General features: G+C 70.6%; 8 protein-coding genes. 3 read left to right on the forward strand and 5 right to left on the reverse strand.

All coding sequences use genetic code 11. From position 1 onward, the window contains the following. Positions 1–24: 24 nt before the first annotated feature. From WME85_RS00285 to WME85_RS00300, 4 genes are all read right to left on the reverse strand, one after another. Entirely contained in the window at positions 25–174 is a 150-nt protein-coding gene (locus WME85_RS00285; RefSeq protein ID WP_437834069.1) for a hypothetical protein, read from the reverse strand. A 386-nt stretch (positions 175–560) separates the two neighbouring features. Next, positions 561–1,691, reverse strand: coding sequence for a peptidoglycan DD-metalloendopeptidase family protein (locus WME85_RS00290; protein WP_437834071.1), 1,131 nt, complete (start codon positions 1,689–1,691; stop codon positions 561–563). A gap of 610 nt (positions 1,692–2,301) precedes the next feature. Beyond that, positions 2,302–4,131, reverse strand: coding sequence for a hypothetical protein (locus WME85_RS00295; protein ID WP_437834073.1), 1,830 nt, complete (start codon positions 4,129–4,131; stop codon positions 2,302–2,304). A gap of 470 nt (positions 4,132–4,601) precedes the next feature. Continuing rightward, positions 4,602–5,897: a M23 family metallopeptidase gene (locus WME85_RS00300; protein ID WP_437834076.1), complete on the reverse strand. Its 1,296-nt coding sequence runs from the start codon at positions 5,895–5,897 to the stop codon at positions 4,602–4,604. Between the two features lie 698 nt (positions 5,898–6,595). Here WME85_RS00300 and WME85_RS00305 point away from each other — a divergent pair. The 3 genes from WME85_RS00305 (at position 6,596) to WME85_RS00315 (ending at position 13,377) form a co-directional block, all read left to right on the forward strand. After that, on the forward strand, positions 6,596–7,999 hold the full coding sequence (locus WME85_RS00305) for an ArnT family glycosyltransferase (RefSeq protein WP_437834078.1): 1,404 nt from the start codon (positions 6,596–6,598) through the stop codon (positions 7,997–7,999). 95 nt (positions 8,000–8,094) lie between these two features. Beyond that, on the forward strand, positions 8,095–9,426 hold the full coding sequence (locus WME85_RS00310; RefSeq protein ID WP_437834080.1) for a family 1 glycosylhydrolase: 1,332 nt from the start codon (positions 8,095–8,097) through the stop codon (positions 9,424–9,426). Positions 9,427–9,486: 60 nt separating this feature from the next. After that, positions 9,487–13,377 carry a lamin tail domain-containing protein gene (locus tag WME85_RS00315; RefSeq protein WP_437834081.1) on the forward strand — a complete coding sequence of 1,297 codons (3,891 nt, stop codon included), beginning with the start codon at positions 9,487–9,489 and terminating at the stop codon, positions 13,375–13,377. Positions 13,378–13,535: 158 nt separating this feature from the next. Here the strand turns inward: WME85_RS00315 and WME85_RS00320 are convergent, their stop codons facing one another. Then, positions 13,536–14,201 carry a hypothetical protein gene (locus WME85_RS00320; RefSeq protein ID WP_437834083.1) on the reverse strand — a complete coding sequence of 222 codons (666 nt, stop codon included), beginning with the start codon at positions 14,199–14,201 and terminating at the stop codon, positions 13,536–13,538. Between the last annotated feature and the right edge of the window lie 182 nt (positions 14,202–14,383).

The raw sequence follows: 14,383 nt of genomic DNA on the forward strand, positions 1-14,383 counted from the left end.
TGAAAGTCGCCTGATTTCAATGGGCTACGCCGCCTCCAGGATCGGCCGCTGGGCGGCCTCGAGGTTCTGGATCGCTGCTGCGCGCCGGAGGTCGAACAGGTCTCTCCTGGCGCCGATGTAGCGCGCGCTGTGTTCTTCCCGCGCCGCGATACGGGGGAGCGCATGCTCCTCCACAGCCGTGCGCCGCCGCAGCGCGGCGCGTCCTGGGGCTGCGAGCCCGCTGCCCGCCTGCCTTGAGCGAGGCCCCGCCGATCGGGGCCGACATCTAGACGACGACCCGGCATGCCGCGCGTCAGGCGGAACGCTCTCGAGCAGGCCCGGGTGGCGAACTCCGCCCGAGGAGCCGTCGATGCAGGGCACGGTGCGCTGCGGGGTCGTGCGTGACGGCGTTTGGACGAGCTAAGCGTGGTGTAGGATGATCCAGGAGCTCGAGGAGATCGGTGTCCTGCGCCAGGAGCGGGGCCCCGGCGGGCGTCGTGTCCAGATGAGCGCGCCGCCGGCGCTGTGCGCGACGGCGCGCTCGTCGAGCAGCGATGACCGTCGAGCGCCGCTCCGGCGCGCTACCAGGTGCCGGTCGAGGGCGCCTGTCCGCTGTTCCAGAGCGCGACGCTCAGCGCGCCGTCCGGGTAGCCGCGCCAGGACCACGGATCGAAGCCCGCAGGCGCGCCCCAGCCGTAGGGCTCGATGGCCTGATCGGCGCCGTCGCTGTGGACCGGCGGGCTGCCCCAGGTGACGGTCTCGGAGAGCTGGTCCGCCGTGTTCGTGACCCGGATGACGCTGAAGTGCAGATGCGGCGCTGACGAGGAGCCCGTGTTGCCGGACTCGCCGATCTGCTGCCCCTTCGTCACGGTGTCGCCGACCACGACGGAGTAGGACTGAAGGTGCGCGTAGTACGTGATGAACTGCTCCACGTAGCTGGAGCCCGCGGTGCCGCGGACCGTGTGCAGGATGGCGACCTCCTTCTGATTGGGGCTGTCGCTGCCCACGTAACCTGAATTCCAGTCACGCGCCATGACCACGGTGCCATCCGCGACCGCCTTGATGTCGGTCCCTCTCGCCATCAACCAGTCGTGGCCATCGTGACCGTTGATGAACCCGCCGCTGCTCTTGTCCCGACCCATCCAGTCGACGATCGTGGCAGAGGTCGACCCCGTCTGCCCGAAATCCGTGACGTTGAGCGTGTTGTACGGCGCCTTGGCGAAGTCGAAGCCGGTGGCGTGGGTGTAGGTCGCCGAGAGCGAGAAGGGCGAGTCGAAGATCGGTAGCGACCGCGGCGACGCGGTGAAGATGCACTCCGACTGGCCGTCTGCGGCGTCGTACGCTGCCGCCAAGGGGGCGTCGCCCGTGCCCTCGTACATGCCCACCCAGTTGTAGCTGGGAGGGTTGCACCGGTAAACGACGCGGTTCACGCCGCTGGCCGAGTAGAGGCCTTTCCGCTTGACGGTGCCGCCTGTGCTGGTGATCGCGGCGCAGGGATCGGACGTACCCGAGGTGAACGCCCAGCCGCCGAGGCCGGGCCATGTCCCGCTGCAGTAGTGATTCAGCCCGGAAACCGTGATGGCTTGTGAGGTCGACTCGACGACCTCCTCTTCCGTCTGGAGGGCGTCACCCGGTGTGACGGCGCACCCCAGCGGGGCGGACAGGACTGCGAGGGCCACGCTGCAGAGGCCCAAAGAATAACGATTTTTCATGGATATTCCTTTCATGCTCTCGAAGTTTTGAATCTCTAGGAACAGCGTTTCCTTACCCACCCGCGGGCAGCGACCGCCGACTGCTTGGACTGGGGGATCCCCAGACGCCGGACCCCCGCTCCCGCAGCGGGTGAACACCGATTTGTCGCAAATTGATTGCAATTGAATGGCAGAGCGACGCGGCACATGGCTGCCGCACCGACCTTGGCCCGCCGCGAGGCGTCCGGGCGCACGCAACGGTATTGGCAATACGCGGGCCAGGTCCTGCAAGGGCGCTTCAGGTCCGTTTACGCCGCAAAGCCGGTCGCGGTGGTGATCGCCCGGCGTGACATGTCACGGATCTCGGTGTGACATGTCACGGATCCCGGCGTGGCATGTCACGGATCCCGGGCATGACATGGCGATGGCTCCGGCGTCGCTCTCGACCCCTCCGGAACGGCGGCGGCCGTGCAGCGCTCACGCGCTGCGGCTCATTCCGCGACAGCGGCTCTTCCGGGAGGCACAGAAAGACTGCCGGGAGGGACGGTGATCCTGTCGGGAGGGACAGAAAGCTGCCGGGAGGAAATCGCCGGCCTGAAGACCACCGCCGTCGCGGCCTGATGCGTTCCGCTCACTTGCAGAGCTGCGCCTTCGCCGCCGCCGGATCCCCCGGGAACCGCAGCTTCGTCAGCCGGACCGCGCTCTTCACGTTCTTCACGAAGCGCTCCGCCGTGAGCGGCGCCGTGACCGCCTCGACCAGCTCCCCGAGCTCCCCGCACCGCAGCGCCGCCCGCGCCGCCTCGACCTTCGCGTTGGGCTTCCTCCGCCGCCCCACGCCGGGCTTGCCCTCCTTCGCGAAGCGCGCGATCACCCACGCGTCGTCCAACCACTTCTCGTGCCCCGGCCGCCCGCGCTGCGGCAGCGCCACGCGCGCGGCCAGCGGATCGCCGAGCCCCAGCCGATCGACGAGGTGCACGCGCAGCCCCGCCGCGTACCCGAGGATCCCCACGTACCCGCGCGCCGTCACGAGATCCGACGCAACGCCGGGCGCGAGCTCGAGCTCCCTCGTCTTGTTCTTGTCCTTGCCCGGTTTGGGCACGACGACGACGCGCTTCTTCTCCGCGAGCCTGCGCAGCTCCGCCCCGTCCGCCGCCCAGCCATACCCCTTGTAATCGTTGACGGTCACGGGGTTCCTGAGGCCGAGCCGGTTCGTATAATAATATCGCTCGTCGGCGATCCCGTCCGGCCCGATCCCGTCCTTCATCGGCCCGCCGATGTAAGGCACGCGCAGCGCGATCATGCAGAGGAGCGCCCAGGGCACCACGGCGACCGCTCGCAGGATCGGCCGCCGCGCGCGCGTCCCGGCGACCATCGCGCTCGGCATCAGCATCGCGAACCACGCGGGCAGGAGCATCCGGCCGTGCATGAAATCGCCGCCGACGCGGGTCACGTAGGCCGCCTGGATCAGCCCGCAGACGACGGGCACGAGCGCGAGCGCGAGGAGCCGCCTCCTCCGGCGCAGGCGCGGCGCGAGCGCGGTGATCGCGCCGGCCAGGACCACCGCGAGGAAGGGGAGCCAGAGGTGATAGGGGCGAACGAAATCCTTCAGATAGAGGAAGCCCTGATCCCAGCGCGAGAGCGAGGCCTCCTTGGCGAGCGCCGTGTTCGGCACGATCGCGGCGAAATACCCCATCCGGAAGATCTGATATCCCACCGGCAGCACGGCCACGGCGGCGAGGACGCGCGCGTAGGCGAGGAGCTTCCATGATCGCGGGCGGAGCGCGGCGAGCAGGATCAGGAGGAAGCCCGCGCTGTGGATCGCGAGATCCGGCCGGATGAGCGGCCCGAGGCCGACCACGAACGGCAGCCAGCGCCGCCCCGCGCGGGGGAAGCGCGTCGCGCCCCAGAAGCAGAGCCCGAGCCAGCCCATGCCGAGCCCGGTCTCGAGGCCCGAGGTCGCGAAGCTCCAGACCGGGGGCAGCGCCACGATCGCGAGCGCGCCGAGCGGCAGTGGGGAGCCCACGCGGCCCTGCGCGCGCGCGAGCCGGAGCGCGCCGCGCTGCGCGAGGAAGACGCCCGTCACCGCGCTTGCGAGGCCGAGGAGCACGGCCATCCACGCGAGCGGGACGTCCTCGCCCAGGAAGAGGCGGAGCGGCGCGGCGAGGATCGCGAGGATCGCGACCCAGAGCGGGTTCGTATAGGCCTCGACGCGCTCGCCGAGGTTGAAGACCGGGCCGTGGCCGGCGAGGACGTGCTGAACAATCCGAAAATCGATGAACGCGTCGTCGGTCACCCAGCGAAAGCGGAAGCCGAGCAGCGCGAGCAGCGTGGGGACGAGGCCGATCGCCGCGGCGCGGAGCACCCGCGCGCGCCGTCCGGTCGCGGGGCCCGCCCACGCTTCGAGGCGGCGGACCCACGCGCGCGGACGTTCGACGAAGCGAGGCGCGAGCGCGTCCTTCAAAGCGCGCGCAGGAAACCGTAGAACTATCGCCCGTGTCAAGCCCCGCAGGGACGGCGCCGGGCGAGCGCGTCTATCACGCATCGAACGCTACCCGAGGCAGGAGCCCAGTGCGGTAGCTCTGCTCGCTGGGGTCCGTGCGGGGGGCGGCACGAACTCGACGGGGCGAAGAGCCGTTTCTACCGCGACCTGAAGGATTCGCGAAATAAGGTCTTGTCATGACTCATGAGACTATCACTCTCCGCGCCCGGTTGGACGCTGCCGGGAGCCTCCCGGAAGAACGGAAGTTCAAACCGGAGGCTTCCCGCAGCGGTCGGGGGGAATGATTCGGTTGGTGCTCTGCGGACCTGCGCTGCCGGATCGCCGGGCAGCACGCGGGCCGACCGATCCGCGCGTGGAACTCCGTCGCCTCAGGCGAGCGTGGCGGTTCGCCGCTCGACTCCTCGAACCGCCCTTCGATCGAGCCCTCGCCGTCAGTCGCCCCAGGTGCCGTCGTCCGGGATCGTGATCCCGGACTGCCAGAGCTTCGGGCTCATGGCCCCGTTCTTGGTCGCCCAGCCGCGCGGGTCGATGTTGGCCGGTGCCTGCCAGCCGTAGGGGTCGACGGCGTAGTGATGGAACTCGTGCGAGCCGCCGGTGCAGTTGGTGCAGCTGTCGAGGTTGACCGTGAACCAGCGATCCTTGATGGTGGGGGTGCCCACGTTCGTCTCGCGGATCACCGTCATGTGCAAGTGCGGTGCGGTGGTCCAGCCGGTATTGCCCACGTCGGCCACCTGGTCGCCCGCCACCAGGTTGGTGCCCACGATCGGCGCGTTGGTGCGCTTCACGTGGAAGTAGCCGACGACGAAGCTCTCGTTGTAAGTGGCCGGCGAGGTGACGATCTTGTGGCGGACGTACACCTCGCCCTGCATGTTTCCGTCCCACCCGGAGTTTCGGTAATCGATGTAGTTGCCGGCCGCGATGGCGGTCTGGCAGGCCGGGGCGGGGTCGCTGAAGCTGCTGCACGCCGACGGCGGCCCGGCCGCGAAATCGCGGTTGACGCAGTTATTGGTCGCGCGGCTGCTTATCCACGCCGCCGCCGCCGTGGCGCACACGACCGCGGAGGTCTGGTAGTCGCGGTTGAAGATCACCTTACCTCTGGCGACGGCGAAGAGGTCGGTGCCCTCGGAGGCTAACCAGTCGTAGCCGTCGTGATTGTTGCCGTACCCGGTCTTCGCGTGGCCTTTGTAGTTGACCTGAGTCGCTGCGCTGTTGAGGTTGACCCCGGTGGCTCCGAAATCGCCGGTGTCGAGGGTGCCGGCGTCATCCCGGGCGAAGTCGACACCGTTGGTGGTGCCCGTGAAGGTGCCCGGGGTGTGCCCGAAGATCGGCAGCGCGAGGGGCGACACCGTCATCACGCAGTTCGGCTCCGCGCTGTCGACCGAGTCGTCGAAGGCGGCCGTCAGAGGCCCAGTGCCGTTGCCGCGGTAATACACCGGCCCCCACGTCTGGCCGTCGCACCAGACCACGGCCTGGTTGGCCCCCGACGTGGAGTACAGGCCCGCCTTGCGGATGTCGCCGGGGCCGAACTCGTCCTCGAGGTCGCCGCAGGGGTCGCTCCCGCCCCATTGGTAGGCCCAGCCGCCGCCCGGCCAGGTCATGCTGCAGTAATGGCTGAACCCCGCAGGCTCGTCGATCTCCCCGGGCGCCGCCGCGAGCGCCGAGGTCGAGAGAGACCCCGCGAGGGCGCAAAACAAGCTGATGGATAAAGCATACTTCGCGATCTTCATGATGGCTTCGTCTCTGTATCGTGAGGCGCGTCGGACCCGAGCCAACCCATGACGGGAGGACGTAGGACCCGAGCGCGCGCGCGTTTCGGTCGATGTTGCGGGCGGTGAACCACGCTCAAATGGCAGCACCGCGTCGTCCGGAGCGTTATCCGCGCAACAATGATGCCACCCGCCGTTGCCCCGCGTTCTCGCCGCTGCCCGGCGAATGAGCGCGGGGCTCGCGAGGCGCAACTACGATGATTTCAGCGGGACAAAGCGCTTCAAAGGAGACTGCGCTCTCCTGCCGCGCGTGATGGGCATCTGAGCTATGGCCGTCCCCCCGGCCGTGACATGTCACGCCCCCGGCCGTGACATGTCACGCCCCCGGCCGTGACATGTCACGCCCCAGCCGTGTATCCTCTGAAGTACGGCGCCGGCGACCCCGTTCACGTGACGATGTCTCCCGGCCACCTCGACCACCGGCGCATCCTGCCCATCGCGGACCGGCCGCCTGGTCATCCTGCGATCTTCGCCACGCTGACACGAAGCCTACCCTGGTCTAGCAGCTCTCCTCCCGCGCGGACATCCTCCGCGGCCGCGGCGCGCGATCCATGCCGCCTCCCACCGGAGCGCCGCCGTGAACCAGCGAGCCTGGGCGGAGCGACGGCGCTCTGCGCTGTTGCCGCCGCTCGCGGCCGGATGTGGTAAGGCGCGACGCCATGACACAACCAAGCGAAGTCGAGGGCGGCGCAGACCCCGCCGGGGAGCCACCGGCGCCGGAGAGCCTCCCGGGCCCCGCCGAGTTTCCCCTCCGCGCCCGGGTGCTCCGCTGGGCAGGGCGGCACTCGTTGCTGCTGGCGGTGACCGCGCTCGCACTGGCGGTGCGCCTCGTCTGGAATCTCTGGCTCCACCCCCCGGGCGAGTACGTCTTCTCCGACATGGGAGGCTACGTCGCGCGCGCCAATCGCCTCGTCGAGGATCCTCTCGCGCGGCACGCGGACGAGGCGTTCTTCCCGTACGGCGCGCATTACCTGCTCGCGGCCGTCAAGGCGGTCTTCGGCAAGGACAACGAGACGGCGACGGCCGTGTTCCAGGCGGTCATGGGGGCGTTCACGATCTGCTTCATGACGGCGACCTCGCGCCGGCTGAGCGGTCGAGGCTGGGTGCCGCGCGTCGTGGGGTTGATCGGCGTGCTCTATTATCCGCTCATTTCCATGGGCGGCTATTACCTCAGCGAGGCACACTACGCCTTCTTCGTCGCCGCCTCGGCCTTCTATACGATCCGGCTCGCGGACGAGGGCCGCCGGGGTGATGCCTGGCTGCTCGGGCTGAGCATGGGCCTCGGCGCCGCGGTCCGGCCGCAGATCTTGATGGCCGTGCCGTTCCTCGCGGCGTTCTGGCTGCTCCGCCGCAGCTCGCTCCGCCGGATCCGCCTCCCCCTGCTCGCGCGTGCGGCCATCCCGATCGCGCTCGTCCTGGCTTTCTCGGCAGCGCGCGCCCGGTACCACACCGGGCGCTTCAGCCTGGTCGCCCAGAACGGCGCCGTGAACCGCGTGTTCGGGCGCTGCCACAACGTGAAGGTCGAGGCGAACCGCAACTGGTTCGGGCCGCCGTCGATCGGCGATCTGCAACGGCACGAGCAGCGACACCCGGACTCGCTCGTCAAGCTGGATCCGGCGATGGGCCTGGAGCTCTCCATCCGGGGCAAGATGTGGGACGAGGACAAGCTGCACAAGCTCGCCGATCGCTGCATCCAGAAGACCGGCTGGCTCAAGCAGGCGAAGTATGCGGTCACGCACGTCCTGATGCTCTGGTGGTACAATGTCACGTGGCCCGATATGGGGCAGCCCCCGTTCCGCCCCATCATGCGGGCATGGAACGGCGTGACCATGGTGACGCTGCCGCTGCCGCTCGCCGTGGCGACGGCGCTCGGCTTCCGCCGCCGCTTCGTCCGTCATGGCCTGCTCGTCATGTTCATCGTCAGCCTGTTCGTGGTCGCGATGCTCTACTTCGGCGACACGCGTTTCCGTGTGCCCTACGATACGATCCTCATCGTGCTCGCGGTGGACGTCTGCGGCTGCCTGGGCCGCCGCCTCCTCAACGCGAGGGCAGGACGCCCGTGATCGCGCGGCGTGCCGCCGCGGCGCCCTCTGGCTCGAATGGCCGAGGCTCGGCCCTCTTTCTGGTCGACGCGGCCCGCCGGCGGTATCTTCGGGTCATGCGCGCAGCCGTCGTCGCTCTCGTCGCCTCGTCCACGCTCTCCCTCGCGCCGTCCGCCCTGGGGGCGCAGGGCGTGCCATGCGCGTTCTATGGCATCGATCCGGGGGCGCCCGTCAATGCAGGAGCGGTGACCCTCGACGCCGAGCGCGCGGAGCAGCTCGCGCGGGCGGGCGCCGGGGCCGTGCGCGTCGAGTTCCAGCTCGACGGCGACGACGGGTGGGACGAGGACAGGCTCGCGGAGTACGACGCCGTCATCGACGCCCTGCGCGCCGAGGGCCTCGAGCCGCTCGGGCTGCTCTCTCACCGCGCGGTCGAAGGAGGACAGCCCCTCTGGAATGACGATCCGGATGGAGACGGCAACAACCGCTACGTGGAGGAGTTCGCCGACACGGCACAGGCGCTCATGACGAGGTTCGCCGGGCGCGTCGTCCGCTGGGAGATCTGGAGTCAGCCGAACTGCGTCGAGAACGCCAATTACGCGGTCGATCCCGAGAACGCCGGCTGCACCTACGTGCTGCCCCGCGTGCTGGCGCAGATCCTCGCGCAGATCCGCGTCCGCAACGAGGCGCTCTTCAACGTGGACAAGCTCTCGCTGATCACGGGCGGCCTGCTCGCCTCGGACGACGCCGCCGTGCCGCTCTCCGCGGTCGACTACCTGCGCGAGCTCTACGACCAGCGCGTGTGGGACGAGCTCGAGGATCGCTACGGCGAGCGGTACCCGTGGTCCTACCTCGGCCATCAGCTGTTCGTGAATCAGTTCAGCGAGGTCGACCCGGTGGCGCTCACCGGTTATCTGGACGAGGTGCGCGACGCGGCCGAGGCGGCCGACGACGAGAGCGCGCTCGTCGTGACCGGGATGGCGTGGGCGACGGCGTTCGTCGGCGAGGAGGTGCAGGCGGCGAACCTGACCACGTCGTTCGAGCTACTCTCGGACAGACAGGACGTCGCCGGCGTCGTCTGGGCCAGCTTCCAGGACGCGACGAGCGACGATCCGTCCTACGGGCTCATCGACGACACCGGCGTTGAGAAGCTCGCGCTCGACGCGCTGCGCGACTCGGCCGCGGGCTGCGAGCCGGACGAGGGCGGCGGGACAGGGAGCGGCAGCGGTTCCAGCGGCGGGTCGAGCGGCGGCGGGGTGAGCGCCCCGCCGCCCGGCGGCGGCGTCCAGGGAGGACGGCCGATCGATGGGAAGCGGCGGGAGAGCGCATGCAGCCTCGCTGCTGGCGCGCCCCGCGAAGGCGGCGCGCTGTGCCATGTGGGCTGGCTCGCGTTGTTTGGAGTTGGCGCGCTCGCATTCAGGCGATCTCGGCAGACGCGATCTGCTCTCTGACCGGCGGCGCGTCATCTGAACGAAACAGCGGCGAGCGCCTGCATCGCCTACAGTAGCGTCATGCCTCACAGGTCGATGCGCGCTGCGCGGCTCCTGGTCGTGCTCCTCGGTCTCTTGCTCTTCAGTGGCTGCGGACAGAGCGGGAGCGATGGGTCCTCCGGCGTGTGCGGCGACGGCACGGTCGACGAGGGCGAGGTGTGCGACGACGGCAATACAGCGGACGGCGACGGCTGTTCGCCGACGTGCCAGCGCGAGGAGCAGCCCGGGCCGCGCTGCGGCGACGGCGCGCTCGACGCGGGCGAGGCGTGCGACGACAGCAATACGGAGGACGGCGACGGCTGCTCGGCCGAGTGCGAGCTCGAGGTGCCCCCGCGCTGCGGTGACGGCGCCGTCGATCCGGGCGAGCAGTGCGACGACGGGAACGTGGCGGACGGCGACGGGTGCGAGGTCGACTGCACGAAGACGCCGGCCCAGGAGACCGTCTGCGAGGAGCTGGCGCCGCTCCCGCAGGGGACGTGCGCGGTCGTGCCCGGCGCGGGCGCCACGCTGATCCGCGGCGACGTGCTCGCCCCGGGCGCCGTGTACCGCGGCGGGCGGGTGCTCGTGGACGAGCGAGGGGCCATCGCGTGCGTGGGCTGCGACTGCGAGGCGGCGGGCGCGACGGAGATCACGTGTCCGACCGGCGTCATCTCCCCGGCGCTGATCAACCCGCACGACCACATCACGTTCACGCAGAACAGCCCGTATACGCCGACCGAGGAGCGCTATGAGCACCGGCACGACTGGCGCACCGGCAACGGCGATCACACGGAGATCGACACCCGCGGCTCGGCCAGCCAGGCGCAGATCCGCTGGGGCGAGCTCCGCTTCCTGATGGGCGGCGCGACCTCGATCGTCGGCGCGGGGAGCGCGACAGGGCTCCTCCGGAACCTCGACCGGGCGGACCAGGAAGGCCTGGGTCAGACGCCGGTCAATTTCGACACCTTCCCGCTCCGCGACTCGAGCGGCCGCGAGCTCGTGAGCGGATGCGGCTACTCGAACGACATGGTGACGCGGGAGGAGATCGAGGGCGAGGACGCCTATTGCCCGCACGTCGCCGAGGGGATCGAGGCGTCGGCGCGCAACGAGTTCGTCTGCCTGCAGGCCGAGCCGAACGACGTGCTGCAGCCGCAGAGCGCGTACATCCACGGGATCGGCCTGACCGCGCCCGATTACGCCGCGATGGCGGCGAAGGGCACGGGGCTCATCTGGTCTCCCCGCTCCAACGTCACCCTGTACGGCGACACCGCCGTGGTCACCGCCGCCGCCAGGCTCGGGGTGCAGATCGCGCTCGGCACCGACTGGATCGCGACCGGCTCGATGAACCTCCTGCGCGAGCTCCGGTGCGCGGCGTCGCTCAACGAGACGTACTACGACGGCTTCTTCACCGACGAGGAGCTGTGGATGATGGTGACCGGGAACGCCGCCGCGGTCACGGCCACGGACGACGTGATCGGGGCGCTCGCCACGGGGAAGATTGCGGACATCGCGATCTTCGACGGCGCGCAGCGCGCCCCGCACCGCGCGATCGTCGCCGCCGAGCCGCAGGACGTCGTGCTGGTGATGCGCGGCGGGAAGGTCCTCTACGGCGACGCGGCCGTGGTGTCGGCGGTCCGGGGCGCGGAGGTGTGCGACGAGCTCGACGTGTGCGGCGTCGCCAAGCAGGTCTGTCTCGAGGACGAGATCGGGGTGCGCCTGGACGCGCTCGAGCAGGAGGCCGGGGAGATCTACCCGGCCTTCTTCTGCGGTGAGCCCGAGCGCGAGCCGCTCTGCACGCCGTCGCGCGCGGCGACCGCGCCCGTGAACGCCTCGGTGAACGGCTCGACCGTCTACACCGGGGAGCCGACGGACGCCGATCTCGACGGCGACGGCATCGCCAACGGCGCGGACGACTGCCCCAGCGTCTTCAACCCCATCCGGCCGCTCGACAACGGGGCCCAGGCCGACTTCGACGGCGACGGCGACGGCGACGCCTGCGACACATGCCCGCTCGACGCGGGCAGCACCCTCTGCTCGACGCCGAACCCGAACGACAGCGACAACGACGGCGTGCTGAACGGCGCGGACAACTGCCCGAGCGTCCAGAATCAGGACCAGGCCGACATGGACCGCGACGGCAAGGGCGACCCGTGCGACCTCTGCCCGGCGCAGGCGAACCCGGGGACCCAGGGCTGCACGGTGAGCATCTACGACATCAAGCAAGGCACGGTCGCGGAGGGCGCGACGGTGGCCCTGGAGAACGCGCTCGTGACGGGGAGGTTCGCGAGCGGCTTCTTCGTGCAGGTGAAGCCCGGGGACCCAGGGTACGCCGGGCCCGCGTACTCCGGCGTCTACGTCTTCAGCCCGGAGAACACCGTGGCCGCCGGCGATCGCGTGCGGATCACGAGCGCGGTGGTCGCGGACTTCTTCGGCCAGATCCAGCTCGGCTCCGCGGTCGTCGAGGTGAGCGCGTCGCTCGGCGAGGCGGCGCCGCCGCCGGAGCGCGTCGCGCCGGCCGACGTCGCCACCGGCGGGCCGCGCGCCGCCGAGCTCGAGGGCGTCCTCGTCGAGGTGGAGGACGTCAAGGTGATCGGGCTCGACGCCATGTACAAGGAGTTCATCGTCACGGGCGATCTACGCGTGAACGATCTGCTGTACCTGGCCGCTCCCTTCCCGGAGGTGGGCGACAATTTCGCGGCGATCCGCGGCGTCCTCGACCACCGGAACGACAACTCGAAGATCGAGCCCCGCGGCGCCGAGGACCTCGTGGCCGGCCCTCCGCGGCTCGTGGCGTTCGGGCCGCCGGTGTCGTTCGCCTACGTGGGGCAGACGGCCGCGCTGACCGTCCCGGTGCCGCTGCAGGTGACGCTCTCCGGCCCGGCGCCGGCCGACACGTTCGTGGCCGTGACCTCCGGGGACCCCGCCGCGGTCGCGGTGGTGGGCGGCGGCGCGACCGTGCCCGCCGGCGCGACGAGCGCCGTCGTGCTGCTCGACGCCCCCGCCGCGGCGGCGGCGGTGACCCTCACCGCGGCGCTCGACGACGTGAGCCTCGCCGCGGCGGTGCGCGTCCTCGACCCGGCCGAGGAGCCGGCGCTTGCCTCGCTCGACCCGGCCGAGGCCGCGGTGGCGCCGGGCGGCACGGTGTCGTTCACCGTGACGCTCGACATCCCCGCGCCGGCGGACGGCGCCGTCGTGGCCCTCGCGCTCGACCCGCCGGGCGCCGGCACCCTCCCCGCGTCGGTGACGATCCCGGGCCGGCAGCTGAGCGCCACGTTCGACTACGTGGACGGCGGCTCGGCGGCCGGCGTCACGGTGACCGCGACGCTCGGAGCGAGCGCGGTCACCGCGACCGTGGAGGCCGTGACGGCGACCGGAGGGCTCGTGATCAACGAGGTCGACTACGACCAGGCGGGCACGGACGGGGCCGAGTTCATCGAGATCTACAACGGCACCGGCGCGCCCGTGGATCTCGCGGGGCACGCGCTCGTGCTGGTCAACGGCTCTTCCAGCTCCCTTTCAGCCTACGAGACATTCGATCTCAGCCCGGCCGGGACCCTCGCCGCCGGCCAGTACCTCGTGGTCGGCAGCACGGCGGTCGCGGTGCCGGAGGGCGCGCTGAAGATCGATTTCGAGGGCACGCAGACCGACCGGGTGCAGAACGGGGCTCCCGACGGGATCGCGCTGATGAACACCGCGACAGGAGACTTGATTGACGCGCTCTCCTACGAGGGGGCCATCACCGCCGCCACGATCGAGGGCGCCAGCGTGAGCCTCGTCGAGGGCGAGGCGCTGCCTGCTACCGTGGCGGACAGCAACCTGGCCACGGCGCCCGGATCGCTCTGCCGCCTTCCTGACGGGACAGACACGAACCAGGCCGCCGCCGACTGGGCGTTCTCCGCGACGGTGACGCCCGGCGCGGCGAACGTGCCGTGAGCCGCGGCCGAGGCGCGCCGCTGCGCTCCTGCGCGCAGCGCGCCTCGGCGGCGCGCCGTTCCACCGGTCCCGCCGCGCAGCCCTCGCCGCGCGGGCCCTGCCGGCGCCCGGATCCTGTCAGCCGTGCTTGGAGGAGAGAATGAGCCGCGAGCCGCAGCTCACAGGCAGCCGCAGAGCGGGTCGCCCTGCTTGCACACGCACTTCCCGCTCTTCTTCGACGCCGCCGCGCGGGCGCCCCGCGCGGCCTTGGCCGGCGCCGCCCGGCCGCGCTTGACCGCGGCCGCCTTCGAGGAAGCCTTCGACGTCTTCTCGTCGGCTTCCTCCTCTTCCTCGGCCGCAGCCGCCTTCGCCTCCTCCGCGGCCTTGAACGCGGCGAACTCCTTCTGCGCCTTCTCGGCGTCGCTCCTCGCGGCGTCGAGCGCGGTGCTGAGCTCGGAGATCTTCCTGTTGCGCGCTTCGAGCTCGAGGTTGAGCTGCGCGATCCGGTCCTGCTCGGCGATGCGCGCGGCCACCGCCTCGGCCTGCGCCGCCTCGGCCGCCTTCACCTTGCCGTCAAAGGTGTTGACCGTGAACGCCGCCGCGGCCACCAGGATCAGCGCCATCCCGACGACGAGGCGATTCCGCCGCTTCTGCCGCACGCCCTGGGCGAGCGCTTCGAGCTCGCGATCCAGGTCCTCCGCGGCCGACATGGGCGGCACGCTCGCCGCCACCGGCGCGATGCTGGGAGGAACCTGGACCGCCGCGTGCACGCCCGTCATCGTCCCCTGAACGTGCGTGACAGGTTGATAGGAGAGCGCCCCCCGGCCCTCTTGATTGTTGATCATCGCGCGAGACCTCCTCCGCCGAGAACGACTCCATGCCAGGCAAGTGTGGTGCCAGGTGTGAGAACCTCCCCATCGCTTGGCGCGCGCCTTGCCGAGAGCGAGATTGACGAGCGGAGCGGAGGCGCGGTGGCGCTTCAAGGGCGAGCCATGACCGATCCGGGTGGATCGAACGCTCTGGTACA

It is taken from the genome of Sorangium sp. So ce1153 (assembly GCF_051521595.1).
In the GTDB taxonomy this organism is placed as follows: Bacteria; Myxococcota_A; Polyangia; order Polyangiales; family Polyangiaceae; genus Sorangium.